Below are 24,259 nucleotides of genomic sequence, written 5' to 3'. Positions count from 1 at the left end.
CATGGGAATAAAAGTAGTACCAAGACACGGTAAATCATTCAAAGACAAATTATATCTTCCTGCAATTGCAGGGGGAATGAAAACAACTTTTAAACACTTTATGAAGAATTTAAAAGATGTAAATAATCTAAAGACAATGCAATATCCAGAAGTTCAACCAGATGATTTGAATGAAAGATATAGAGGTGTTCATAGACTTACAAAACATGAAGACAATACAGAAAAATGTGTTGCTTGTTTTATGTGTGCAACTGCTTGCCCTGCTGATTGTATTTTTATTGAAGCAGAAGAAAGATTTGATGGTGTTGATGAAAAAAGACCAAAAGAGTTTAAAATAGATCTATTAGAATGTGTATTCTGTGGATATTGTGTTGAAGCATGTCCTTGTGATGCAATTAGAATGGATACTGGAATTTTTTCATTTACATCTAGTAAAAGAGAAGATTTTGTATTAGATAAAAAAGCTTTAATGGCAAATGAAAGATCAAAGGATTTAGACAATGGCTGATTTAATTTTTATTGCATTAGCATTTTTAGCAATAAGCGGAGCTATTGCCATGATTGTGTATGCAAATCCAATGTATAGCGCTCTTGGTGTTTTAATTTCTATGCTAAGTGTTGCTGGTATGTTTGCACTTTTAAATGCAACATTTTTATTCCTTGTTCAAATCATAGTTTACGCAGGTGCTATTATGACTTTGATTCTTTTTATTTTAATGTTTTTAAATATAAAAGAAGAAGATTTACCAAAAGAGCCTAATAAATTTAAGTTGATTGCTGTTGGTGCAGTTATTATGATACCTTTAAATATTTTAATTTTAAAAGCTGTATCAAAACTTCCTGCAAAAGATTTAACTATTTCTAATACTGATTTTGGTGATATAAAACCTATTGGACTTGAGCTTTATAATAATTGGATTATTGCTTTTGAGTTAATCTCTATTTTACTTTTAATAGCACTTATTGGTTCTGTTGTTCTTGCTAAAAAAAGAAAGTCTAAAATCAATAACAAAGGAGAGCAATTATGATTTCATTAACAGCTTATGCTTTTGTATCAATGATGTTATTTTCAATTGGTGCCATTGGAGTAATTGCAAGAAGAAATATCTTTGTTATTTATATGTCAATAGAAATGATGTTAAATGGAATAAATCTATTTTTAGTAACATTTGCTAGATATCATTTTAATATGGATCCTCAAGTTATTACAATTATGGTTATATCAATTGCTGCTGCGGAAGCTGCGATTTTCTTATCAGTTATAATTTTATTATACAGATCAAGAAAATCTTTAGATACAGATATTTTCAACACACTTAGACAAGGAGAAAAATAATGGATACATCACTATTAGTATGGATTGTTTTAGCTCCTTTATTAGGTGCTATTATGAATGGTTTATTATATTTTTACCATATCAAAAAGGAAAAAGTATCTGATATTTATTTCTCTTTAATTGGAACAATAACTCCATTTATTTCATTTTTAATAACTCTTTACTTATTTTTAAGAATGAATGATGAAAATATTATCTTTAAACAACATCTTTTTACTTGGTTAAATGTTGATAAGTTAAATATCGAAATGGCATTTCTAGGAGATAACCTTTCTATATTTATGTCTATGTTCGTAACTTTTGTTGGTTGGTTAATTCATATTTATGCAATTGGATATATGAAAGGTGATAATGGTTTTGGTAAGTTTTTTGCTTATTTCAATCTATTCTTAGCTTCAATGTTAATATTAGTTTTAGCAGATAATCCAATAATTTTATTTATAGGTTGGGAAGGTGTTGGAGTTTGTTCATACCTTTTAATTAAATTCTACTATGGAAACAAAGAAAATGTATTAGCTGCAAATAAAGCTTTTATTGTAAATAGAGTTGGAGATTTTGGTTTTTTACTAGGAGTTGTAACACTATTTTTTGCTTTAGGAGAAGTTGATTTATCATTTGCTTCTATTGAAGCAAACTTAGCAAATGCAAGCAATGAATTATTAATTCTTTCAGGCTTCTTATTATTTGTAGGAGCGATGGGAAAATCAGCACAAATTCCACTTTATGTTTGGCTTCCTGATGCAATGGCAGGACCTACTCCAATTTCAGCTTTAATTCATGCAGCTACAATGGTAACAGCTGGTGTTTATATGGTTGCAAGATTTCACTTTTTATATATTGGAATTGAAGAAATTGGATTATTTATAGCCTATATTGGTGCTATTTCAGCCCTATTTGCAGCTATTATTGCAACTCGTCAAACAGATATTAAAAAGATTCTTGCATATTCAACTATGAGTCAATTAGGTTATATGTTTATTGCTGTTGGACTTGGTTTTTATTCAACTGGACTTTTCCATGTATTTACACATGCTTTCTTTAAAGCTATGTTATTTATGGGTGCAGGTGGAGTTATAATGGCACTTCACCACGAGCAAAATATATTTAAGATCGCACAACATAGGGCTAGTTTACCAATAATTGCTACAACTTTCTTAATTGGTGTTATTGCAATTTCAGGAATTCCTCCATTCTCTGGATTCTTTTCAAAAGATGCTATTTTAGCAGCGGCATTTCAAGAAGGTCAATATTTAATTTGGGCAATAGCAATGTTTACAGCATTTTTAACTGCATTTTATATGTTTAGAATGTATTTTATTGTTTTTGTGGCACCAAATCACCACGATGAAGAGTATGTGTATACTTCAAAAACAATTACTATTCCACTTTTAATTTTAGCAATTGGAGCTATTGGAGCTGGGTTCTTAAATCTTCCAGCTATATTTGGTGGAAATCATTTTGTAGATACTTGGTTAGCTCAACTACACTCAAAACATATTCATATGGACCATACGACTGAGTATGTGTTAATGGCATTATCAATCATAGTTGCAGCAACTGGAATTATGGCAGCATATAAAAAATATGCAAAGTTTGATGTAACAAAACCTGAACTAGAAACAGGATTAATCGGAAATAAATTTTATATTGATGAAATTTACGATTTCTTATTTGTTAAATCAAGTAAAAAATTATCAACTTTTATTGATAAAGTAGTTGATGATAAAATTATTGATGCATTTATTATGAATTCATCTATAGGTTTTGTAAATATTGGTAAACGAGTTGCCATGATACAAAATGCAAATGTTAGATTTTATGCGGCGTTCATGCTTATTGGTATGACGTGTGTATTTATCTACTTATATATCACATTAGGATTGTAGTATGAGTTCAGATATACTTTCGTTTATTATATTTTTACCTGCTGTTGTTGCATTTGGATTAATGATGACAACAAAAGATGTTAATACAATTAGAAATATAGCTTTTTTAACTACTACTGTTATTCTAGCTCTTGTGTTAAAAATTTATATAGAGTTTGTTCCAAGTGCAGGAATGCAATTTGTTACAAATGTTCCATGGATTGAAACTTATGGTATTAATTATTATGTTGGATTAGATGGTTTTTCTCTAACTATTTTACTAATGATTGCTATTTTAATTCCTACTTCTTATTTATTATTATGGGAAGGAAAAACTAAAGGATATTGGATAAATATGCTTTTAGTTCAAACAGGAGTTACAGGAACTTTATTATCTTTAGATGTGATTCTTTTCTACTTCTTTTGGGAAGTTATGCTTTTACCTGTATTTTTATTAATTGGTCAATATGGATTTGGCGATAAGGTATTTACAACTATTAAAGTAACTGTTTATACAATGCTTGGATCATTATTAATGTTTATTGCTATTTTATATCTTGGTGTTGCATATCATAATGAATTTGGAGTTTGGTCATTTGCTTATGATAAATTAATGTATATAACAACTATTCCTTATGATACAAAAGTTTGGTTATTCCTAGCATTTTTAGCTGCATTTGCAATTAAAATTCCTATATTTCCTCTTCATACTTGGATTATGGAAACATATAAAAACGCACCAACTGGAGCTGTTTTTTTACTATCATCTATAATGGCAAAACTTGGAGTTTATGCAATTGTTAGATTTATGATTCCAATTTTCCCAGAAATTTATGTTGAATTTTCTACTTGGTTTGTGGCTATTGGATTATTTGGTTTAATCTATTTTGGAATTGCAGCTCTTATGCAAGATGATATTAAAAGAATGTTTGCTTACTCATCAGCATCACATTTAAGTTTTATTTCTGCTGGTATTTTTTCATTAAACTCTTATGGTGTTAATGGAGCTTTATACTTAATTATTGCCCATGCAATTGCAACTGGAGCATTATTTTTACTTGTTGGTTTAATGCAAGAACAAACAGGATTTAAAACGATAAAAGAATTAGGTGGAATTGCTAAAAAAGCTCCAATCTTTACATTTGTTTTTGCCATTATGTTATTTGCTAACGTTGGACTTCCAGGAACAAATGGATTTGTATCTGAACTTTTAATTATCTTTGGTATATATGAATTTAATCATACATTAGGATATATTGGAGCACTTACAGTTATTATTGGGGCTGCTTATATGTTATGGATGTTCCAAAGAGCAATTTTACAAGACAGACCAGAAGGTGCTGTTGAATTAAAAATGAGAGATTTAAAAGTAAAAGAAATCATTGGTTTAATTCCTTGGATTATTTTAGTATTTCTAATGGGTTTATATCCTGAGATATTTATTAACAAATTTGAACCAACAGTTACTCATTATTTAAATGACATTTTACAAATTGGAGCTACAAAATGAGTCAATTTTTATATTTAATTCCTGCACTTACAATATTAATAGGTGCTCTTGTACTTATGTTTATGAGTATGTATGAAAGATTCAGTGTAAAAAATTTTATTGTAGTATCTTCTATTTTTTTAGTTATTGCATTAGGATTTACATTAAGTGATATTGGAAGCTCATTTTCAGTTCAGCCATTTCCTCATTTTTTAAATAATGTATTAACATTTGATTCGTTTTCAAATTTTTTCAATATTTTATTAATTACTGGTACTTTACTCACTTTATTAATTGGTGAACATTATTTCCAACATAGGTCTTATTTTAAAGGTGAGTTTTTCTCAATTTTATTATTTGCTTTATTTGGAATGATGATTTTAGCCCATGCAAATGAGTTAGTAACAGCTTATATTGCCCTTGAAATTGCTTCTTTCTCTGTTTATATTATGGTGGGATACAACAGTGAAGATTCAAAAAGAATTGAAGCAATATTTAAATACTTAGTTTTAGGTTCATTTATTGGAGCATTTTACCTATTAGGTGTTGTTTTAGTTTATGGGGCAACTCAAAGTACAAATTTAGCTGAGATTTCTTCATTTATTTCAACTGCAAGTTCTGATGATATGATTTTAGTTTATATTGGATTAACACTAATTTTATTTACATTTTTATTCAAAATTGCTGCATTTCCATTTCAATCTTGGGTACTTGATGTATATAGAGGTGCACCAATGGTTATCACTTCTTATATGGCATCTACATTTAAAATTGCTATATTTTCGTTCTTTTTAAGAGCAATACTAGAATATCTTACACCAATTATTGATTTTTGGGATACTATAATTGCAGTAATTACAGTACTTACCCTTATCATTGGAACTTGGCTAGCAATTACACAACAAATTATCAAAAAAATGTTAGCAGCTTCGTCAATAGTACATACTGGATATTTACTTTTAGCATTTATTGCTCTTGGATATAAAGATGGTCAATTAATTAATATTGATTCAGCCTATGCAATTATGTTTTATTTAATTGCTTATTTATTATCAGCTCTTGGAGCATTTGGACTTGCATCACATATTATTTCTGAAACAAACGTAAGAGTTACATATGATGATTTTAAAGGTTTAGCAAAAGAGAGACCATTTTTAGCAGCTATGATGACTATATTTTTATTTTCATTAGCAGGAATTCCTTCAACTATTGGATTTATTGGTAAATTTTATGTATTTACAGAAGCTATAAATGCTGGATATACAAACCTTACTATTATTGCTATATTTGCAACAATTGTTTCGGTTTACTATTATTTTAAATTAATTGCAATGATGTATTTCTACCCTACAAAAGAATCATGTATTTCAAAAGGATTCAATGACAAAAGAGTTTCAACTTATGCCATTGCTTTTGTTGCAATTTTAACTGTATTAGGTGGGATTGGTTCAGCTATTGTATTTTTCATCCCAGCTATGAATATTGATGCAATAATTAATTTAACGCAAGTTGCAGTTCAGTCTTTATTTATAAAATAGAATGTGTTAATAAGTAACATTGCCCCTCTTCTTTTTTAAATTTTAAAAACTTTATTTATCTTAAACAAAACCCCTATTCTAGGGGTTTTAAAACTCAAATCAATCAACTTTTTCTACAATTTTTTCCTAATAAAATAAACACAATTGAAGTACTTTTAAGCTATTATTACGCTATTATTCAAAAAAATCTAAATCGCAGAAAGGATAGCAAATGAGTGACCTAATAGAAGGTTATTTAGGGAAAACAGAAGAAGGAAGAAAAAGTAGATTACCTGCAAAACTTGATTTTATGCAAAGTTTTACTGGTGGATTTTTAGCTTTATTTATGTGGGCACATATGTTATTAGTATCATCGATATTAATATCAAAAGATTTTATGTACACAGTTACAAAACTTTTGGAAGGAAGTTTTATTTTTGAGGGTGGAAACCCAATTTTAGTTACTATAGCCGCTGCTATTATATTCATAATTTTCATTGTTCACGCTGCACTTGGAATGAGAAAATTGCCAAGTAACTTTAAACAATATCAAGTTATGAAAGCTCACGCTAAGAGTATGAATCATGATGATACAAAACTATGGTTTTACCAAGCAATTACTGGTTTTACAATGTTTTTCTTGGGTTCTGTTCACTTATATATCATTATGACTAATTCAGATGCTATTGGCCCTTATGAAAGTGCTGATAGAATTTGGTCTGAGTGGATGTGGCCTTTATATATTCTTTTATTATTAGCTGTTGAATTCCATGGAACAATTGGTCTTTATAGACTTTGTGTTAAATGGGGATGGTTTGATGGAGAAAATCCAAAAGCTACTAGAAAAGCACTTAAAAAAATCAAATGGGCGCTTACTGTATTTTTCTTAGTATTAGGTTTTGCATCACTTGCAGCTTATATGAAAATTGGTATGGAAAATGCTGCAAATGGAACAGTTGGTCAAAAATATACTCCAACTGCAAAAGTAATGGAATTTAATATTACAAATAAAAGTGTTAGGGGAATTGCATAATGAAAATTAATTACTGTGATGCGTTAGTTATTGGTGGTGGATTAGCAGGTTTAAGAGCTGCTGTTGCTGCACAAAAAAAAGATTTAAATACAATCGTTTTATCTTTAGTTCCTGTTAAAAGATCACACTCAGCAGCTGCTCAAGGTGGGATGCAGGCATCTTTAGGTAACTCTAAAATGTCAGATGGTGATAATGAAGATTTACACTTTGCAGATACTGTAAAAGGTTCTGACTGGGGATGTGATCAAGTTGTTGCAAGAATGTTCGTACATACAGCTCCAAAAGCTATTAGAGAATTAGCATCTTGGGGTGTGCCTTGGTCTAGAGTTAAAGAAGGATCAAGAGAAGCTGTTATTAATGCTAAAAAAACTACTATTACTGAAGATGCAGATAGACATGGATTAATTACATCAAGAGACTTTGGTGGAACTAAAAAATGGAGAACTTGTTATACAGCTGATGCAACTGGTCATACTATGTTATTTGGTGTTGCAAATGAAGCATTAAGACATAATGTTGATATTAGAGATAGAAAAGAAGCTTTATCATTAATTCATGAAAATGGAAGATGTTATGGAGCAATCGTTAGAGATTTAATAACAGGTGAATTAGAAGCTTATGTTGCTAAGGGAACTTGTATAGCTACTGGTGGATATGGTAGAGTATTTAAACAAACTACTAATGCTGTAATTTGTGAAGGTATTGGTGCAGCTATTGCACTTGAAACTGGAGTTGCAACTTTAGGAAATATGGAAGCTGTTCAATTTCACCCAACACCAATCGTACCATCAGGTATTTTATTAACTGAAGGTTGTAGAGGAGATGGTGGAATTTTAAGAGACGTTGATGGTCATAGATTTATGCCAGATTACGAACCTGAGAAAAAAGAATTAGCTTCAAGAGACGTTGTTTCTAGAAGAATGATTGAACATATCAGAAATGGTAAAGGTGTTCCTTCACCTTATGGATACCATGTATGGTTAGATATTTCTATTTTAGGTAGAGAGCATATTGAGAAAAACTTAAGAGACGTTCAAGAAATTTGTCAAATCTTTAATGGTATTGATCCAGCGGATGAAGGTAAAAAAGGATGGGCTCCAGTTCTTCCTATGCAACATTACTCTATGGGTGGAATCAGAACTAAACCAACAGGTGAATCTCAAAACTTAAATGGTTTATTTGTTTGTGGTGAAGCTTCTTGTTGGGATATGCATGGATTTAATAGACTTGGAGGAAACTCTGTTTCTGAAACAGTTGTTGCAGGTATGATTGTTGGAAATTATTTTGCTGATTACTGTTTATCAAACGATGTAACAATTCCAACTAGAACTGTTCAAAACTTTTTAGATAAACAAGATACTTATTTAAATGATATTTTAGCTTATGAAGGTAGTGAAGATATCTTTAAAATCAAAAATAGAATGCAATTATTAATGGATGAAAAAGTTGGTATCTTTAGAGATGGTATCAGATTACAAGAAGCTGTAACTGAACTTGAAGATTTATTAAAGAAAACAAAACATATTAATGTTAAATCAAAAGAAAGAGCTGGAAATCCAGAACTTGAAGAAGCATATAGAGTTCCAAGAATGTTAAAAATTGCACTTTGTGTTGCAAGAGGTGCATTACAAAGAACTGAATCAAGAGGTGCTCACTATAGAGAAGACTTCTTAAAAAGAGATGATGCAAACTGGTTAAACAGAACATTAACTTCTTGGCCTAATGAATCTGATACTTTACCTACAATCCATTATGAGCCATTAGATATCATGACTATGGAAATGCCTCCAGCATTTAGAGGATATGGTGCTAAAGGTATGATTATAGAAAATGAATTATCAGAAACTAGACAAGCTCAAGTTGATGAAATTACTGAAAAAATGCAAGCAGAAGGTAAAGATAGACACCAAATTCAAGATGCCTTAATGCCATTTGATTTACCAATGAATTATAGAGAAAAAAATGAAAGAGCAGGAGATTTATAATGAGTATTGAAAAAGGTAGAGATATAACAATATCTGTTTTAAAATTCAACCCAAGATCTAAGGTTTCAAAACCTCATTTTGTGGATTTTCATTTAGAAGAAACTCCAGGGATGACTCTATTTATTGCTTTAATGAAAATTAGAGAAACAATGGATGCAGATTTATCTTTTGACTTCGTTTGTAGAGCTGGAATCTGTGGATCTTGTGGTATGGTTGTAAATGGTAAACCTACACTTGCTTGTAGAACATTAATTGCAAATTATCCAAGTGGTAAATTACAATTAATGCCTATGCCAGCATTTGAATTAATCAAAGATTTATCTGTAAATACAGGTAAATGGATGGATTCAATGTCAAAAAGAGTTGAGTCTTGGATTCATAATGATCATGAAGTTGATATTACTAAACTAGAAGACAGAATTGATCCAGATGTTGCAAATGAAACATTTGAATTAGATAGATGTATTGAGTGTGGAATTTGTGTTGCTTCTTGTGGAACAGCATTAATGAGACCTGACTTCGTTGGTCCAGTTGGATTAAACAGAGTTGCAAGATTTGAAGTAGATCCTCATGATAAAAGAACTGCTGAAGATTTCTATGAATTAATTGGTGATGATAATGGGATTTTTGGTTGTATGTCTTTAATGGCATGTGAAGACCATTGTCCAAAACACTTACCATTACAAAATAAAATAGCTTACTTAAGAAGAAAATTAGTAGCACTTAGATAGTTTATTAACGAAGGGTTTCCTTCGTTGATAATAAAATATAAAAAGTTAAGTATCATTAAATGATATTTAACTTTTTACATTTTGGGGGATTTAAAATGAGTTTAGTAAATGATTACTTTCTGTTGTATCACGGAATTACCTTTGAACAGAATTTAGATGTAGAGGAAATTGAAGCTACAATAGATGAAGATACTTTTACAATTTTTGCATTAATCGTTAGTGCAACAAGAAAAAACTTTGATAAGTATTTGCCACTAACTTCATTTAAAACATTATGCCAACAATTAAACGTAAAAAGTCCTTCAAGTAACAATGAATTAAATCACTTACAACATAATATTGTTCAAGCTATATTATCAAATAAATCAAAACAAAATATTTCTATATTACATTCTTCTTTTGAATATTTAAAAAGTGAAAATATAATTAATAATGAAAACTACAATAAATTAATCTCTTTATTTGATTACAAAGAATTAGATTTAATTGAAGAAAATAATAATTTAGCTAATAATATAAATAAACATGATGCTAAAAAATCTTCATTTAAAGTGCTTAAATCAAAAATAGAAGATTTATTAAGTGAATTAAAAAATGATTTATCAAATAGTGAAATATTAGATGAACTAAAAGGAACACAAAATTATTTAGATAATCAAAAGTTCTCTATAGGAATTACAGGTGTTATGAACGCTGGTAAATCAACTATGCTAAATGCTCTTATGGGAAGAGAAATCTTAGGAAGTGCCGTTGTTCCTGAAACTGCTAACTTAACAATTGTAAAACACAATCCAACTGATAATGCAAAAGTTTTTTATTGGAATCAACAAGAGTGGGATAGAATTCTAAAGTCTGCTGAACAACTTGAATCTATGAGAGATTTTGTAAATGAAACAAATAGAATTTTTGGTGATGAATTAAAAAACTACATCAGACCAGTTTCAAGATTTGACGAAGTTGATATTAATGATTTATCATCTTATACATCAGCTGAATCAAGCGGGAAAAAATGTAATCTAGTAAAATATGTAGAACTAGGTTCTAAACTTGATTTCTTATCTGATGGTATTGAAATAGTTGATACTCCAGGTCTTGATGACCCTGTTATTCAAAGGGAAGAGATTACAAAAGAGTATATCTCTGCTTGCGATATGATGCTACATTTAATGAATGTATCTCAAAGTGCAACTTTAAAAGATGTTGAGTTTATTATTGATGCCTTGCTTTATCAAAATATTTCTAAGCTTTTAGTTGTTATTACAAGAGCAGATACAGTTTCAAAAGAGCAATTAGAAGAAGTTATTAACTATACAAAATCATCAATTGAGAGACAATTAAAAGCACAAAATAAAGATTCAAAACTTGATTATATTTTAAAAACCATCAAGTTTATTCCTATTTCTGGGAAAATGGCTTTATTACATAGAACAGGAAGAGAACAAGAAGCAATTGATGCTGGATATAGTATTGAAGATACAGGAATTTTAGAAATTGAACAATATTTAAATGAAACACTTTTTGGTTCAAACTCACAAAAAGGTGAATTAGTAATTCAATCTTCTAAAAATCAATTACAAAAAATCATAGAAAAACAAAACTCTTTTTATAACTATGAATTAAAACTTTTATCAAAATCAAAAGATGAATTAGAAAAAGAGCTTGTTGATTTTAATAAAAGAAAAGCAGTTAATACAAGAATATTCCAAGCAATGAGTGAAGATATCAATTATTATAAAAATGACTCAAAAGAGTATATCAACTCTTTAGAAACATTTTTACAAAGTGAGTTAATAGAACTTCAAAATGTAATTAAAAAAAGAGTTGTAAATGATGTTAGATACTCTTTTGAAAAAACTAAAAAAAGACCTGAGAATTCAAGAATTAAAGTTATAATTGAAACGGCAATAAAAGATGGAATTATCGATGTAATTAGAGATTATAGATATAAATTTATTAAAAAATCTCAAACTATTGGTGAACAATGTGAACAAAAATATCATGATTTAGGTTTTACAATAGGTCATAAAAATGAAAATTTTGATGCAAGAGGATTTTTCCAAGATGATTTTAAAGCTGGATTTTTAACATCAAATAATGAAGTTTTAATAACACAAATTGTAGCTGCTGTTTCAAAATCAAAAGATTCTAAAATAAATGAACTTGATAGGGAAATCGAACTCCTTATTAAAAATCAATTTTCTTCAATTGAAGAAGATATAAAAGTAAAAGCAAAAAAAGTAAGTGGATTATTGATTGATTCATTTTTTGATACATTAAATGCTCCACTTAAAACTTTTGAGCAAAAATTAAAAAATGATGAAAAGGCCTTAGAAAGTCAAATAAATTCATTTGAAGAAAATGATAAAAATAAAGCTCAATTATCTATTGATATTCATAAAAATATTAAAAAACTAGAGACAATGTCAGTTACAATAAAAGGATTAAACTAATGAGTGCAAATTTAAATATCCTAAAAAGTTTTGTAAATGAGTACAAAGAAAGTTATTCAGTAAAAGAAGTTGTTTATGAAGAAGGTTTAGTTGGGGACATTAAAAAAATTCAAGCAAAATTACTTGATGAAAAATTCTTTCCATCAAATCAGCTTGTAGGTATTTTAAATAAACAAATTAGACGAGCAAGATATCCAATGGAAGTTGCAATTACAGGTCAATTTTCATCGGGAAAATCGACTTTTTTAAATGCCCTACTTTCAAGAAATATTTTACCAACTGGAATTACACCGGTTACTTCTAAAGTAAATTTCATCAATTATGGGGAAGAGTATAAACTAAAAATCACTTATTATTCAGGGGCACAAGAATACGCGCCAATTGAAGCAATTGCAGATTTTACAGATCAAAGACAAAATGAAATGAAAGATATAAAATATCTTACACTTTATGCACCAATGGATATTTTAAAAGATATTTCATTTGTAGATACTCCAGGACTTAATTCACAATCTCAAAGTGATACAGACACCACTAGAAAAGTTCTAAGAGATGTTGGTGGAATTATTTGGTTAACACTTATTGATAACGCAGGAAAGCTGTCAGAAGCTGAAGTTTTAGAAGAATATATGCAACACTTTAAAAATAAATCTTTATGCGTATTAAATCAAAAAGATAAATTAACTCCTGATCAAGTAACCACTACAACAAATTATGTAAGTGAAAAATTTGGTAAATATTTTGCAAAAGTTGTTCCTATATCTGCTCGAATGGCACTTGAATCAAGAGCACATCAAAAAGACATTTTAATACATGATGAATATACAAAAGTTGTAAATGAGTTTAAAAAAGAGCTATTAGAAAAAGATGTAGATGATTTAAACTTTTTCGAAGAGAGCTTTAAACAGTACAAAAGTAAAATTCATGCAATTCAAGATTCAGATGCAACAACAAATACAAAGCTTTTACAAGAATCAAATATTCAAGAAGTTATTGATTTTATTAATGAAACAATCAGACCACAAGCAGCAGAAGCAAAAGAGTTTGCTATTAAAAAAGATTTAAAAGGTATTTGTGATATTTTAGTGAAAGAGTATGAAACTATTACAAAAATTTATGATGTTTTAGTTGATGTTTTAAAAGATTGCGAAAATAAAGTTATTGAGCATTTTGAAAATATTCCTGACTTTCTCATATGGACACACACTTTTTAACTATTTTTAATTGCATTATAAACTTGTTGTTGAATTTCATCAAATTTCAAGTAGACTAATTTTCCATTTGTTCTAAGTGCAAACATATGTTTAATTATATCTCTTAAAAGTTTTTGTGAGAATTTAAATTTAATATTATTTTCTTTAAGTTTTGAATCAAACTCTTTATAAATTGAGTATGATACAAATGAAATAAGAATATGAGCCTTTATTCTGGTTTCTAGCCTATGGTATATGGGTCTGATTTTAAGATCAGTTTTTGATATTCTAAATGCTTGTTCTACTGCATATTGATTATTATAGTGTTCTATAATTTCACTTGGTGTTAGTGTAAAATCATTTGTAATAAAACCTTTTATACCATCTAATTTTGAATCATTATCAACTTTTTGATTATTGATATTAAAAGTGATATCACATTTATGATCATCGATGTTAAGATATTTAGCATAGTATGATAGTTTTAAATCTTTTTTTGTGATAGATTTTGAGAATTCAATTTTTTTCTTTAATCTTTCAAGTGCTTTATCTCTATTATGTTTATCTTTCTTAGCTCTTGCCGTTGAATATGAAAGAACTAACCTTTGATTGATATTTATGGATTGTTTATTGTCATTCTCATCAGTATATGGTATATCTTTATTAAATTTAAGTGTATGAGTTACTCCATCATTTAAAAATATCAAGTTTGATATTTGCTCTTTTAAATCATTTGATATATTTTTTATTTTGGCTGCAAGGATATATTTATATCCATTATTTTCAAGATATACTAGATTATTATTGTTTAGCATTCCTCTATCAGCTACAACTACAGGTTTATTTTTTAATTGAAATTTATTTTGAAACTTTTTAAGTACATCAACTAAAGTATGTCCCTCATATTTATTACCCTCATAAACCTCAAAGCTTAATGGATATCCTTGTAGTGTTGTAAACAATCCCAGTTGTATCTGAGGACGTGCTAATTTACCCTCTTTACTAAATCCAATACGTCTAAGATCGTCTTCACTCTCAGATTCAAAGTACAGGGTTGTAACATCATAAAATGTAAATGCAATAGTTTGGTTCATTTTTGCATAAGTATGATCAAATACACATTTTTCAATTTGTAGTTTTAAATTCTCTTCATAAAGTGTATCTAAAAATCTATAGATAGCATTTTTATCTACACTCTCTTTTTTAAAATATTCAAGATAATCAATCAAATATAATTTACTACCAGGATACAGTAATCTTGATACAACAAGATTTTTAAACATCTGAAGTCTTTTACAATCCAAATCTACACTAGAACATCCCAATCGTTCAAATAATTTTCCATAGATTAATTCATCACCTATTGGTATTAAATCATTATTTCCAAGTTCTATGAATATTAACTCTTCATTTTTATTTTCATCAAATAAAGTAGGATACATTTGTTGACGCAGTTCTTCTAAACGTTTATTTGCAACATCTAAATAAATTTGTAAATCTAAATCATTTTTTACACAAGCAATAGTTTCTATAACCTTATATTTCCTATGAACTCTATCGATAATCTGAATACTGATTGTTCCACTACTATTTTTCTTCTGTCTAATATGTAAACTCATACTAAAATTGTAGCAGGTTTTAGACTATAGGACACACACTTTTATGAATTTTATAGTCTATAAAGCCCTTTAATAAGGGATATCACTTTTAGAAAAATTGATTTTTGATAAAAATGAGAAAGTCAGGAGTATGAAACTATTACAAAAATTTATGATGTTTTAGTTGATGTTTTAAAAGATTGCGAAAATAAAGTTATTGAGCATTTTGAAAATATTTATAAAAAATACTCAAAAGAGCTATTTAATATCTATAATTCACTTGAAACAATTATGGAAAAAATTGCCCATGAAACATATAAAAATATCAAGAAAAAAACATCTAATAGATTTGAAGAATCTAAAAGCTTTTTAGGTGGTAAAATAGAAAAGTTTGAATACGAAACTTTCTGGATTGATTCTGATTCTATTTATAAAAGTCTTTTTTATGATGATCAAACTGTAGATAAAATGTTTAAAAGATCTATTAAACTTCTAAAAAATATTGAGCTTGATACAGATGAATCATTTAGAGATGTATTTAAACTTATTAAAAATGAAATTAATAAATGGCAAGAACCTTATGAACTAGTTAGAAAACATAGAGAAATAGCATCAGACTTAGAATTTTCAAATACAAGACACTTTGCAGCAAAAGTTTATGAAAATGTTTTAAACACTTACCAAGAGGCTATTTTAGAAAATATCTCAGCTCTTAGAAAAAAGTTTGCTTATTTTAATGGAGCATTATCATACTCTTATATTCAAACTACACAAGCTACTATTGCACATTTTGAACAACAAATTTTTGAATCAGAAGAGTTATATAAAAAAGAGCCTTCTAAATTTTCTGTTTCTCATCCAAGAGAAGATGAAATCGTTGCAAAATTAAAGGCAAATTTTGGATTTGAAAAAATCGAAGATTTCTTAACATCAAAAAGAAATTATCTATTTAAAATTGTAAAATATTCAAAAGAGCAATATTTAGAAATAAATGAAGATAGAATAAGTTTCGTAAAATCTAAAAAAGAACAATATTTAGAAAAAATTAAAGATTTAGAGAAAATAAAAGAAGAGATTTAAATCTCTTCTTTTATTAGAATATTAAGATTTTTTAAGAAAACAAGTTAAAAGAACGATTTTAACTCCATTTACTCTTCCTTCGATTTGCTCAGGGTTTTCTGTAAGTGAAATATTTCTTACAGCTGTTCCTCTTTTTGCAGTAAATCCAGCACCTTTTACTTCTAAGTCTTTGATAATAGTTACTGTGTCACCTGCATTTAAAGTAACGCCATTTGAATCTTTGTGAATAATTGAACTATCAATTGTAGAGATTCCAGCATCAGCCCATGCTTTTACATCATCTTCCATATACATCATATCAAGAGCATCTTGATTTCCAATTTTTTTAAGCATTCTATATGAAGCTACTTGAACAGCAGGAACTGTACTCCACATAGAATCATTTAGACAAAACCAGTGATTTGCATCTATTTTTGATTCGTCTTCAAATTGTTCTTTACAAGTTGAACATAATAATATTGATTGTTCAGCACTTCCATCGCTTGGTGAAACTTCATATACACTTAAATCGTTTGTTGATTTACAAAGCTCACATGAAGATTCACTTCTTTGCATTAATTCTTGCTCAATACTCATAATATAACCTCTTTTGTTAAAATAAGGGCGCATTATATCACAATAGGTTATAATTCTTTATGAAATATTTAAGCCATTACCCAAAAGATTTACAAGATAAAATTCAAGTTTTAATTAACAATGATAAATTATCCTCATATATAAAAAATAAATATCCAAATGCTCATTCATACACAAATGATAAGGCTTTATACTCTTATGTAATGGATTATAAAAATGAATATTTTAAAAAACATCAAGTTTCAAAAGTTATGTATGATGGAAAAATAAATGTAATAAATAACGCATTAGGTATGCACTCAATTGTCTCAAGAGTTCAAGGTGGGAAATTAAAATCAAAAAATGAAATAAGAGTTGCCTCTGTATTTAAAAATATGCCTGAAGAGTTTTTACAAATGATAGTAGTTCATGAACTAGCACACTTTAAAGAAAAAGAACATGATAAGGCTTTTTATAACCTATGTACTTTTATTATGCCTACTTATCATCAAATAGAATTTGATTTAAGAGTTTATATGATGCATATTGATTTAAAGGGAAAACTTTATTAAGTATAAAAAATAACCACAATGCTTTTTTATTGCGACTTTTCATTGCTAAAATATTTTAACAAATATTAGGAGCATACAATGAGCAAGTTTTTATATGTAACAGACCAAGATGAATATACAGATCATAGTTTTATAGGCCCTTTATTCCAAAAATATTTAAATAGACATTTTGAAATCAATACTATATTTTTCTCTAAATTCAAAAATGAAATTGAATTAAAAGATGATGGAAGAATCATAATTCCTGAAAGATCAAGTGCAAACCTTTTAGAAGAACTTACAAATAAAGGCATAAATGTTAGTGATTATGCTTTTGTTGTTGTAAGGAATAATACAACACTATTAAAAGATATTCTTAAGAAGAAAAATAAATACAATTATAAAGTTGGATTTAGACTATCTTTCCCAAAAAGAATTGCCAAACTGCAAACTGATGAAGCAAATCACAAAAAAACTCTTTTTGATGTTATAAACAATAAAATACAAACATATAGTGAAGTATCTTTGATTAATGAATGTGATATTTTTCTTCCAACTTCATTTCAAATGAAAAATGATTATTTCAAAGATGTAAAAGTACGAACTTTTGTAATTCCATCTGCAATTGATCCTGATATTTTACATGATAATATACAACATGAAGGAAAAGAAAAAAGATTCTTTTATGCAGGAACTTTAGATAAATTAAGAGAATTTGAAACTGTTTTAGAAGCTTTTAGTACAATTGATAATGACAAATACAAACTTATGATTTCAACAAAAGATCCTGAATATTTAGATGATATGTTATCTTTATATCCAAACTTAAGAACTAATATAGAGATTTGTGATGCTAAAAATAGAGAGGATTTATTAAAACTAATAGCTCTTTGTGATGTTGGATTATCAATTCTTCCTGATATTGCATTATTTAATAGCTCAACACCTATTAAAGTATTAGATTACTATTCAAGTGCAGTTCCATGTATTATGAGTAAAAATGAAAATAATACTTCTATTTTTGAAGATAATAGTAGTGCTTGGTTTAGTGATTTTTCAAAAGATGCTATAAAAGAAAAACTAGAATATATTATCTCTCTTTCAAAAGATGATATAGCACAAGTTGGAGTTAATGGACAAAAAAGACTTCTTGATGTAAGAAACTACGAAAGAATAGCAGCTGATTTAGCTCATCAACTAAATATATTATAAGAAGAATTTTTTTCTTATAGTAAAATCTTTGACTCAAATCATGAACTAACTTTAATCTTTTTGTTAAGATAAGGCTTATTTAAAATTAAAGTTAAATCATGAAAACATTTTTTAAACAATTCAAAAAAGTAAACTCTGAACCTATGGAAAAATCAAATATTATTTGGTCATGGATAGGTTCTTTTTTAGGAATATTAGTAATCTCTTATTTCCATAGTGATTTTTTAGATGATAGAGATTTAACTCTAGTAATAGGTTCCTTTGGTGCAAGTGCTGTTTTAGTTTATGGAGCAGTTAACTCTCCACTTGCCCAACCTAGAAATCTAATAGGTGGACATATCTTATCAGCTATCATTGGTGTTATTTCATTTAAATTATTTCATTCGCATATATTATTAGCTTCTGCATTTTCTGTTGCAACTTCAATTTTAGTAATGCAATTAACACTAACCTTACATCCTCCTGGAGGTGCAACTGCACTTATTGCTGTAATTGGAAGTCCTCAAATCCATGACTTAGGTTTTTTATATGTTTTTGTTCCTGTTACATCAGGAGCATTTATATTACTTGTGATTGCAGTGATAGTAAATAATATTCCAAAACACAGACATTATCCTGAATCATTAAAAGACTATAATAAAAAATGGTTTACCGATGATTAGAAAATAATATCAAATAAAAAGAGCCTACTCTTATATATTATTTCTTAACTCCTGCGCAATTTTTAGATTTTTTATGTGGGAAAAATAAATCTTTTAAAATAAGTATTAGTGAAATAACTCCAAGTACATTTAGTGTCAAACTACTTTCTCCATCTAAATAATAGTAATTCACAAGTATATATATAACTACTGGATACTTAATAAAATAGAAAAAGAAAATTAAAGATCCATAGAATTTTTTCATATTACCTCTTTTATAAATTATATTGGAAGTATAATTAATCTTATCTCATTTATCAATTATTAACATTAATTAATACTTTTCAATAATAAATAAGCCTAATTTATAGTATTTTTTTAAATAGGATAGAATTTATCCTATTTTATTGATTCAAATCAAGATAATTTTTATCCTATTTAATTATACTCCATTTATAATTTAACCAAAAGGACAAAATATGAAAAAAATTTTAACAATAAGCCTATTAACAATGGCATTATTTAGTGTAGCAAATGCAGATAATAAATTCTCTAATCTTACAGAAGATTACTTAACAACAAAGGCTTCATTAAATGTAAGAACAACTCTAGCAAAAGATCCGCAAACTGCTGCGAATGTTTTAAAAATTTTATCTAATGATAGTAATGATATTGTAAGAGAATATGCAAAGAATAATTTAAAATAATCTAATACAATTTATCAAAATAAAAATACAATAGAATTTTTTCTATTGTATTAATTTTCTTTTGATAAGTACTCATATAAATATAGTTTTTGTCTTAACTCTTTTAAAGAATCAAGTTTTAATCCCTGCTCTATCCAAGATTTAATCTCACTAGATATTTCAAGAGGTTTTAACAAATCTTCTTTTTTTTCTTTTGAAACTTTTTCATGCTCATTTAAAACAGTAAGGTGAGATAAAACCGAAGTTAATCCCAAATCTCTTATTTGTGCAATTTGCTCTAGTGTTTTTCCTTCTTCAATTAAATCAAAAGTTTCTAAATATGTTTTTGTTAGTTTTTTTAGAGGTGCTCTTGTTTCTAGTTTTTCACTAAATTCTGATTTTATCTCTTTTGCTAGATTTAAAAATACTTCTCCATATTTTTCATATTTTACAAGACCCACTCCATTTATATCTAACATTTCATCTTTTGTTGTAGGAAGTTTTGATGCAAACTCTTTTAAGCTTTTATCTCCAAATATTACATAAGCTGGAACTTCATGTTCTAATGCTATTTCTCTTCTTAAAACTCTAAATCTTTCATATAACTGCTCATCAAAACTAAGTTCAGTTTCTTCTTCTTGAATTTTTTGGGCAATTCCTAGTTTATCACTATCAAGGAAAAGTTTTTCATTTCCTTTTAGTATTTCCATTCCTAAAGTATTTAGTTTTAAAACTCTAAATTCACCTAAAAATACAGCTTGAATATCTATTAGTTTATCAGCTATTGCCATCCATTCGTTTTTACTTTTGTCTACACCTAAACCATATACTTTTAATTTGTCATGTTCAAACTCTAAAATTTTCTGATTTTTTGAAGCTCTTAAAATATCTATAATATGATTTGTTCCAAATCTTTGTTCACTTCTATAAACAGCAGATAAAAACTTCTGAGCATCTACGCTTACATCTACTTGCTCTATTTCACCTTTAGTGCAATTATCACACAAGGTTTTACAATCATCAATCTCATCTTCAAAATAGTTAGCAATTATTTTATGTCGGCAATTATTTGAAACGCAATATCTATACATAGCTTCAAGTTTATCCAAGCCAGTTTGTTTATATGAGTTATCTATTGCTTCCTCTATTTGTATTTTTCTTTTTACCTCATCGCTTTTTGAATAAAGTAAATATACATAAGACATCTCACCATCACGTCCAGCTCGCCCTATTTCTTGATAATAATTTTCAAGTGTTTTTGGTAATGAGGTATGTATTACAAATCTAATATTTGATTTATCAATTCCCATACCAAAAGCAATGGTTGCAACTACTATATCAATTTTTTCATATACAAAAGCATCATAAACTTCATCTTTTACTTTAGGACTAAGTCCCGCATGATATGCTTTTGAGCTATAACCATTTTCACTTAAAAATTGAGCTGTACTTTCAGCCTCTTTTCTTGTAAAAGTATAAATAATTCCACATAAACCTTTGTGAGTTTTTAAAAAGTTTAAAATTTGAGTTTTACCATTTGCAATTCGTGGTTCAACTTTTATATCGATATTATCTCTTATCGTTTTTGCTCTAAAATGTTTTGCATTTTGTAAATTTAAATTTGAAGCAATATCAGCTTCAACTTTTTTTGTAGCAGTTGCAGTAAAAGCGCAAATAGCAGTATTAGGAAAAAATCTTTTTAATTTATCAAGATTTCTATATTCAGCCCTAAACTCATGACCCCAAGCAGATACACAGTGAGCTTCATCTATTACAAAATAATTTATATTTATTCGTTGTAATACACCAACAAATTCATTTGAAGTAAATCTCTCAGGAGCTACATAAATAAACTTTAAATCACCATTTAAAAGCTTTTGCATAGTAAAGTTATTCTCATCATTTGATTGAGATGAACTTATCATTTTTGCTTTTATATCTAAGTCATTTAAAGCTTTTATCTGATCTTGCATTAAAGCAATCAAAGGAGAAATTACAACAGTAACTCCATCCATTAAAAGTGTAGGAAGTTGGTAACAAAGTGATTTTCCACCACCCGTTGGCAATATAGTCAATACATCTTGTTTATTGATAATATTATCAACAACCTCTTCTTGGAAGCTTCTAAATTTATCGTGTCCGAAAGTATCTTTTAGTATTTGGTATTTTTTATTCATGATGTGATGGTAACATAGTTTGGGTAAGGGGTGTATGAATGATAAGATGTTTTATATAAATAATTATTCAAATTTTTTATTAAAGTAATTACTGAAACTAAACTTGATATAATTTGTTAAAAATAAAAGAGATGCTATGACAATAAAAGAAGCTATCCTAAAAAGTCTTGAAGATTTACAAAGACTTTTAACTCATAATGAAATACATGAACATATTATTAACCAAAATTACTATAATTTTGGAGATGCAAAAACACCTGCAGCAACAATTTCTGCATTGTTAGGTGATTTTATTAGAAAAAATGACCAAAGAGTTAAAAGGATAAAAGGAGATAAAGCTACATATTTATATTACTTAGCAAAATTTGAACAAGATTTAGATATTAATGAAGTTGCTTCTATTATTAATGAAAAAATTGAGCCAAAAAAACTTAAAAAAAATGAAACTTACCTAGAGCGTGATTTACATAAATTACTTTGCAGTTATCTAAAGAATAAAAATATTTATACTAAAACTATTTTACATGAAGAATCAAAAAATTCTAAAGATGACCATCAAAAATGGATTCATCCTGATATGATTGGTATAGAATTTTTAAGTTTAAGTTCAAAAATCAATAAAGCATTTATGAAAATACTTAATAAATCAGATACTTTCAAACTTACTTCTTATGAAATAAAAAAAGAAATTAATACAGATTACGAACTTAAGAAGTATTATTTTCAAGCTGTATCAAATTCAAGTTGGGCAAATTATGGATACTTAGTTGCATTTGAAATAAATGATAATTTAAAAGATGAAATGCAAAGACTTAATGAATCTTTTGGAATAGGTATCATTGAACTTAAATCAAACCCTTATGAAAGTGAAATACTATTTCAATCAAAATTTAAAGAATTAGATTTTAAGACTATTGATAAACTATGTAAGGTAAATGAAAAATATGAAAATTTTATAGAGTTAATTGAAAGAATGCTAACTATAGATGAAAGAAACTATCAGTCTGTAGAATATGAGTTAAATAGTTTTTGTGATGAATACTTTGAAAATGATTCAGAAATTAAAGAATATTGTCAAAAACATAATATAATATTTGAAGAAGATGAAAAAATTGAATAATCTAAAATAAGTTATTTTAACTATTTATTCTCTCATAAATACTTAAAGTTCCTTGCCTCTTCTAAACTCAATTTAAAAAAGATAGTTTGAACACTAGAGATTTCTGCCTTTGATGAAGCTAAGATTTTAGGCTTTTATTTCGGAGAAAAGTGAGGACTGTTTGAGGAGAGAAAAGTGCTAAATGCACTTTTTCGACGAGTTCCGCAACGCAGAAAAAAAAGATTAAAATATTAGGAAACTCCACCTTCATCAATTCGGCAGTCTTTTTTGCTTACTTTTTTGAGATCAAAAAGTAAGAGAAAGCGGAAACTTCAAAGTTTTCAAGAGAGCTTCTATTTCTTAAAATCTTAGTTTTAATAACATTATAAATATCGAGGGTAAAAAACACCCTCAAATAAAATTATTGTCTTGGCTTAGGTTTATGAGCTAAAAACTCTTCTTTACTAATATTTCCATCATTATTTAAATCTATATCTGAAAAGGCTGGTTGATTAGCAATATTTTTCATCATTTTCCCATCTAATGCATTTTGTTCCATTCTTTTTTCTCTTGATTCTTCCATTTCTTTTAGACTAATCATTCCATCTTTATTTAAATCGAAATCTTCAAATGCAGGCATTTTTCCTTTAGGTTTCATACCATTTGGACTCATTCCCATATTCTTTTGGTTATTTTGCATTTGTTTATTTTGACCTTTTAGTAACTCAACTTCTGTTAATTTACCATCTTTATTTGTATCAAACATGGCAAATGATGGAGCATTTCCTGCATTTTTCATAGGCATTGCTGCTTCTGCTTTTTGCTCCATTCTTTTTGCTCTTAAATCATTAAACTCTTGTTCACTTACAAATCCATCTTTATTTGTATCATATGATGAAAATTCAATTGGACCTCTATTTGGTAAATCTTTTGCAATAAGTGCACTTCCTAGAATTGATAAAGAACCAGCTACAACAAAACTTAACTTAATTGCTTTTACTATATTTTTCATAATCTCGTCCTCTCTTTTTTTGTACTTTAGTATACTCTTTATTTGTTTA

The 24,259-nt window shown here is 27.8% G+C and carries 22 protein-coding genes; 17 read left to right on the top strand and 5 right to left on the bottom strand.

Annotated elements, in window-relative coordinates; genetic code table 11:
• Nucleotide 1: 1 nt before the first annotated feature.
• The 11 genes from AACT_RS02545 to AACT_RS02495 all read left to right on the top strand — a co-directional run bounded on the left by AACT_RS02545 (nt 2) and on the right by AACT_RS02495 (nt 13,620).
• Entirely contained in the window at nt 2-508 is a 507-nt protein-coding gene (locus AACT_RS02545) for a NuoI/complex I 23 kDa subunit family protein (RefSeq protein WP_172124692.1), read from the top strand.
• Nucleotides 501-1,028 carry an NADH-quinone oxidoreductase subunit J family protein gene (locus AACT_RS02540; RefSeq protein WP_172124690.1) on the top strand — a complete coding sequence of 176 codons (528 nt, stop codon included), beginning with the start codon at nt 501-503 and terminating at the stop codon, nt 1,026-1,028. Before AACT_RS02545 ends, AACT_RS02540 begins: the two co-directional genes overlap by 8 nt.
• Nucleotides 1,025-1,336, top strand: coding sequence for an NADH-quinone oxidoreductase subunit NuoK (nuoK, locus tag AACT_RS02535; RefSeq protein WP_172124688.1), 312 nt, complete (start codon nt 1,025-1,027; stop codon nt 1,334-1,336). The genes AACT_RS02540 and nuoK overlap by 4 nt, the downstream gene beginning before the upstream one ends.
• Nucleotides 1,336-3,222: an NADH-quinone oxidoreductase subunit L gene (gene nuoL, locus AACT_RS02530; RefSeq protein WP_172124686.1), complete on the top strand. Its 1,887-nt coding sequence runs from the start codon at nt 1,336-1,338 to the stop codon at nt 3,220-3,222. The genes nuoK and nuoL overlap by 1 nt, the downstream gene beginning before the upstream one ends.
• Before the next feature lies 1 nt (nt 3,223).
• Complete coding sequence (locus AACT_RS02525; RefSeq protein ID WP_172124684.1) at nt 3,224-4,711, top strand: complex I subunit 4 family protein; 1,488 nt, start codon at nt 3,224-3,226, stop codon at nt 4,709-4,711.
• The gene (locus AACT_RS02520) at nt 4,708-6,228 is read left to right on the top strand and encodes an NADH-quinone oxidoreductase subunit N (protein WP_172124682.1); all 1,521 of its coding nucleotides are present in this window, start codon (nt 4,708-4,710) and stop codon (nt 6,226-6,228) included. Before AACT_RS02525 ends, AACT_RS02520 begins: the two co-directional genes overlap by 4 nt.
• A 211-nt stretch (nt 6,229-6,439) precedes the next feature.
• Nucleotides 6,440-7,240, top strand: coding sequence for a fumarate reductase cytochrome b subunit (locus tag AACT_RS02515; RefSeq protein ID WP_172124680.1), 801 nt, complete (start codon nt 6,440-6,442; stop codon nt 7,238-7,240).
• Nucleotides 7,240-9,225, top strand: coding sequence for a fumarate reductase flavoprotein subunit (locus AACT_RS02510; protein ID WP_172124678.1), 1,986 nt, complete (start codon nt 7,240-7,242; stop codon nt 9,223-9,225). The genes AACT_RS02515 and AACT_RS02510 overlap by 1 nt, the downstream gene beginning before the upstream one ends.
• A complete protein-coding gene (locus tag AACT_RS02505) occupies nt 9,225-9,956 on the top strand; it encodes a fumarate reductase iron-sulfur subunit (protein WP_172124676.1) in 732 nt (243 codons plus the stop codon). The genes AACT_RS02510 and AACT_RS02505 overlap by 1 nt, the downstream gene beginning before the upstream one ends.
• A 95-nt stretch (nt 9,957-10,051) precedes the next feature.
• Entirely contained in the window at nt 10,052-12,406 is a 2,355-nt protein-coding gene (locus tag AACT_RS02500) for a dynamin family protein (protein WP_172124674.1), read from the top strand.
• Nucleotides 12,406-13,620 carry a dynamin family protein gene (locus AACT_RS02495; RefSeq protein ID WP_228720519.1) on the top strand — a complete coding sequence of 405 codons (1,215 nt, stop codon included), beginning with the start codon at nt 12,406-12,408 and terminating at the stop codon, nt 13,618-13,620. Before AACT_RS02500 ends, AACT_RS02495 begins: the two co-directional genes overlap by 1 nt.
• Here the strand turns inward: AACT_RS02495 and AACT_RS02490 are convergent.
• The gene (locus AACT_RS02490) at nt 13,617-15,218 is read right to left on the bottom strand and encodes an IS1634 family transposase (RefSeq protein WP_172124149.1); all 1,602 of its coding nucleotides are present in this window, start codon (nt 15,216-15,218) and stop codon (nt 13,617-13,619) included. The genes AACT_RS02495 and AACT_RS02490 overlap by 4 nt on opposite strands.
• A gap of 270 nt (nt 15,219-15,488) precedes the next feature.
• On the opposite strand from AACT_RS02490, the gene AACT_RS02485 reads away from it, so the two are divergent.
• On the top strand, nt 15,489-16,277 hold the full coding sequence (locus AACT_RS02485; protein ID WP_228720518.1) for a hypothetical protein: 789 nt from the start codon (nt 15,489-15,491) through the stop codon (nt 16,275-16,277).
• A gap of 21 nt (nt 16,278-16,298) precedes the next feature.
• Here the strand turns inward: AACT_RS02485 and AACT_RS02480 are convergent, their stop codons facing one another.
• Nucleotides 16,299-16,853 (bottom strand): PhnA domain-containing protein, encoded by a 555-nt coding sequence (locus tag AACT_RS02480; RefSeq protein WP_172124672.1) that lies wholly within the window; start codon nt 16,851-16,853, stop codon nt 16,299-16,301.
• 59 nt (nt 16,854-16,912) lie between these two features.
• Between AACT_RS02480 and AACT_RS02475 the strand changes: the two genes are divergently transcribed.
• From AACT_RS02475 to AACT_RS02465, 3 genes are all read left to right on the top strand, one after another.
• Nucleotides 16,913-17,404, top strand: coding sequence for a YgjP-like metallopeptidase domain-containing protein (locus tag AACT_RS02475; protein ID WP_172124670.1), 492 nt, complete (start codon nt 16,913-16,915; stop codon nt 17,402-17,404).
• Nucleotides 17,405-17,482: 78 nt separating this feature from the next.
• Nucleotides 17,483-18,595, top strand: a complete 1,113-nt coding sequence (locus AACT_RS02470; RefSeq protein ID WP_172124668.1) for a glycosyltransferase — start codon at nt 17,483-17,485, stop codon at nt 18,593-18,595.
• Nucleotides 18,596-18,693: 98 nt separating this feature from the next.
• Nucleotides 18,694-19,257 (top strand): HPP family protein, encoded by a 564-nt coding sequence (locus AACT_RS02465; protein WP_172124666.1) that lies wholly within the window; start codon nt 18,694-18,696, stop codon nt 19,255-19,257.
• A gap of 37 nt (nt 19,258-19,294) precedes the next feature.
• On the opposite strand, the gene AACT_RS15445 is transcribed toward AACT_RS02465, so the two are convergent.
• Nucleotides 19,295-19,501 carry a hypothetical protein gene (locus AACT_RS15445; protein WP_216658214.1) on the bottom strand — a complete coding sequence of 69 codons (207 nt, stop codon included), beginning with the start codon at nt 19,499-19,501 and terminating at the stop codon, nt 19,295-19,297.
• Nucleotides 19,502-19,715: 214 nt separating this feature from the next.
• Here AACT_RS15445 and AACT_RS02460 point away from each other — a divergent pair, with 214 nt between their 5' ends.
• Nucleotides 19,716-19,943, top strand: coding sequence for a hypothetical protein (locus AACT_RS02460; protein ID WP_172124664.1), 228 nt, complete (start codon nt 19,716-19,718; stop codon nt 19,941-19,943).
• 50 nt (nt 19,944-19,993) lie between these two features.
• Here AACT_RS02460 and recQ read toward each other — a convergent pair whose 3' ends face one another.
• Nucleotides 19,994-22,099, bottom strand: coding sequence for a DNA helicase RecQ (gene recQ, locus AACT_RS02455; protein ID WP_172124662.1), 2,106 nt, complete (start codon nt 22,097-22,099; stop codon nt 19,994-19,996).
• Nucleotides 22,100-22,235: 136 nt separating this feature from the next.
• Between recQ and AACT_RS02450 the strand changes: the two genes are divergently transcribed.
• Entirely contained in the window at nt 22,236-23,219 is a 984-nt protein-coding gene (locus tag AACT_RS02450) for an HTH domain-containing protein (protein ID WP_172124660.1), read from the top strand.
• A 400-nt stretch (nt 23,220-23,619) separates the two neighbouring features.
• On the opposite strand, the gene AACT_RS02445 is transcribed toward AACT_RS02450, so the two are convergent.
• Nucleotides 23,620-24,210: an EF-hand domain-containing protein gene (locus AACT_RS02445; protein ID WP_172124658.1), complete on the bottom strand. Its 591-nt coding sequence runs from the start codon at nt 24,208-24,210 to the stop codon at nt 23,620-23,622.
• Nucleotides 24,211-24,259 lie beyond the last annotated feature (49 nt).

The sequence above is a fragment of the Arcobacter acticola genome, from assembly GCF_013177675.1.
Lineage (GTDB): Bacteria > Campylobacterota > Campylobacteria > Campylobacterales > Arcobacteraceae > Aliarcobacter > Aliarcobacter acticola.
This window is presented reverse-complemented; position numbering and strand designations above follow the sequence as displayed.

Excerpts from the sequence above, each read along its gene's own strand:
- AACT_RS02545 (WP_172124692.1), top strand. The coding sequence starts at position 2 with ATGGGAATAAAAGTAGTACCAAGACACGGTAAATCATTCAAAGACAAA.
- AACT_RS02540 (WP_172124690.1), top strand. The coding sequence starts at position 501 with ATGGCTGATTTAATTTTTATTGCATTAGCATTTTTAGCAATAAGCGGA.
- nuoK (WP_172124688.1), top strand. The coding sequence starts at position 1,025 with ATGATTTCATTAACAGCTTATGCTTTTGTATCAATGATGTTATTTTCA.
- nuoL (WP_172124686.1), top strand. The coding sequence starts at position 1,336 with ATGGATACATCACTATTAGTATGGATTGTTTTAGCTCCTTTATTAGGT.
- AACT_RS02525 (WP_172124684.1), top strand. The coding sequence starts at position 3,224 with ATGAGTTCAGATATACTTTCGTTTATTATATTTTTACCTGCTGTTGTT.
- AACT_RS02520 (WP_172124682.1), top strand. The coding sequence starts at position 4,708 with ATGAGTCAATTTTTATATTTAATTCCTGCACTTACAATATTAATAGGT.
- AACT_RS02515 (WP_172124680.1), top strand. The coding sequence starts at position 6,440 with ATGAGTGACCTAATAGAAGGTTATTTAGGGAAAACAGAAGAAGGAAGA.
- AACT_RS02510 (WP_172124678.1), top strand. The coding sequence starts at position 7,240 with ATGAAAATTAATTACTGTGATGCGTTAGTTATTGGTGGTGGATTAGCA.
- AACT_RS02505 (WP_172124676.1), top strand. The coding sequence starts at position 9,225 with ATGAGTATTGAAAAAGGTAGAGATATAACAATATCTGTTTTAAAATTC.
- AACT_RS02500 (WP_172124674.1), top strand. The coding sequence starts at position 10,052 with ATGAGTTTAGTAAATGATTACTTTCTGTTGTATCACGGAATTACCTTT.
- AACT_RS02495 (WP_228720519.1), top strand. The coding sequence starts at position 12,406 with ATGAGTGCAAATTTAAATATCCTAAAAAGTTTTGTAAATGAGTACAAA.
- AACT_RS02490 (WP_172124149.1), bottom strand. The coding sequence starts at position 15,218 with ATGAGTTTACATATTAGACAGAAGAAAAATAGTAGTGGAACAATCAGT.
- AACT_RS02485 (WP_228720518.1), top strand. The coding sequence starts at position 15,489 with ATGGAAAAAATTGCCCATGAAACATATAAAAATATCAAGAAAAAAACA.
- AACT_RS02480 (WP_172124672.1), bottom strand. The coding sequence starts at position 16,853 with ATGAGTATTGAGCAAGAATTAATGCAAAGAAGTGAATCTTCATGTGAG.
- AACT_RS02475 (WP_172124670.1), top strand. The coding sequence starts at position 16,913 with ATGAAATATTTAAGCCATTACCCAAAAGATTTACAAGATAAAATTCAA.
- AACT_RS02470 (WP_172124668.1), top strand. The coding sequence starts at position 17,483 with ATGAGCAAGTTTTTATATGTAACAGACCAAGATGAATATACAGATCAT.
- AACT_RS02465 (WP_172124666.1), top strand. The coding sequence starts at position 18,694 with ATGAAAACATTTTTTAAACAATTCAAAAAAGTAAACTCTGAACCTATG.
- AACT_RS15445 (WP_216658214.1), bottom strand. The coding sequence starts at position 19,501 with ATGAAAAAATTCTATGGATCTTTAATTTTCTTTTTCTATTTTATTAAG.
- AACT_RS02460 (WP_172124664.1), top strand. The coding sequence starts at position 19,716 with ATGAAAAAAATTTTAACAATAAGCCTATTAACAATGGCATTATTTAGT.
- recQ (WP_172124662.1), bottom strand. The coding sequence starts at position 22,099 with ATGAATAAAAAATACCAAATACTAAAAGATACTTTCGGACACGATAAA.
- AACT_RS02450 (WP_172124660.1), top strand. The coding sequence starts at position 22,236 with ATGACAATAAAAGAAGCTATCCTAAAAAGTCTTGAAGATTTACAAAGA.
- AACT_RS02445 (WP_172124658.1), bottom strand. The coding sequence starts at position 24,210 with ATGAAAAATATAGTAAAAGCAATTAAGTTAAGTTTTGTTGTAGCTGGT.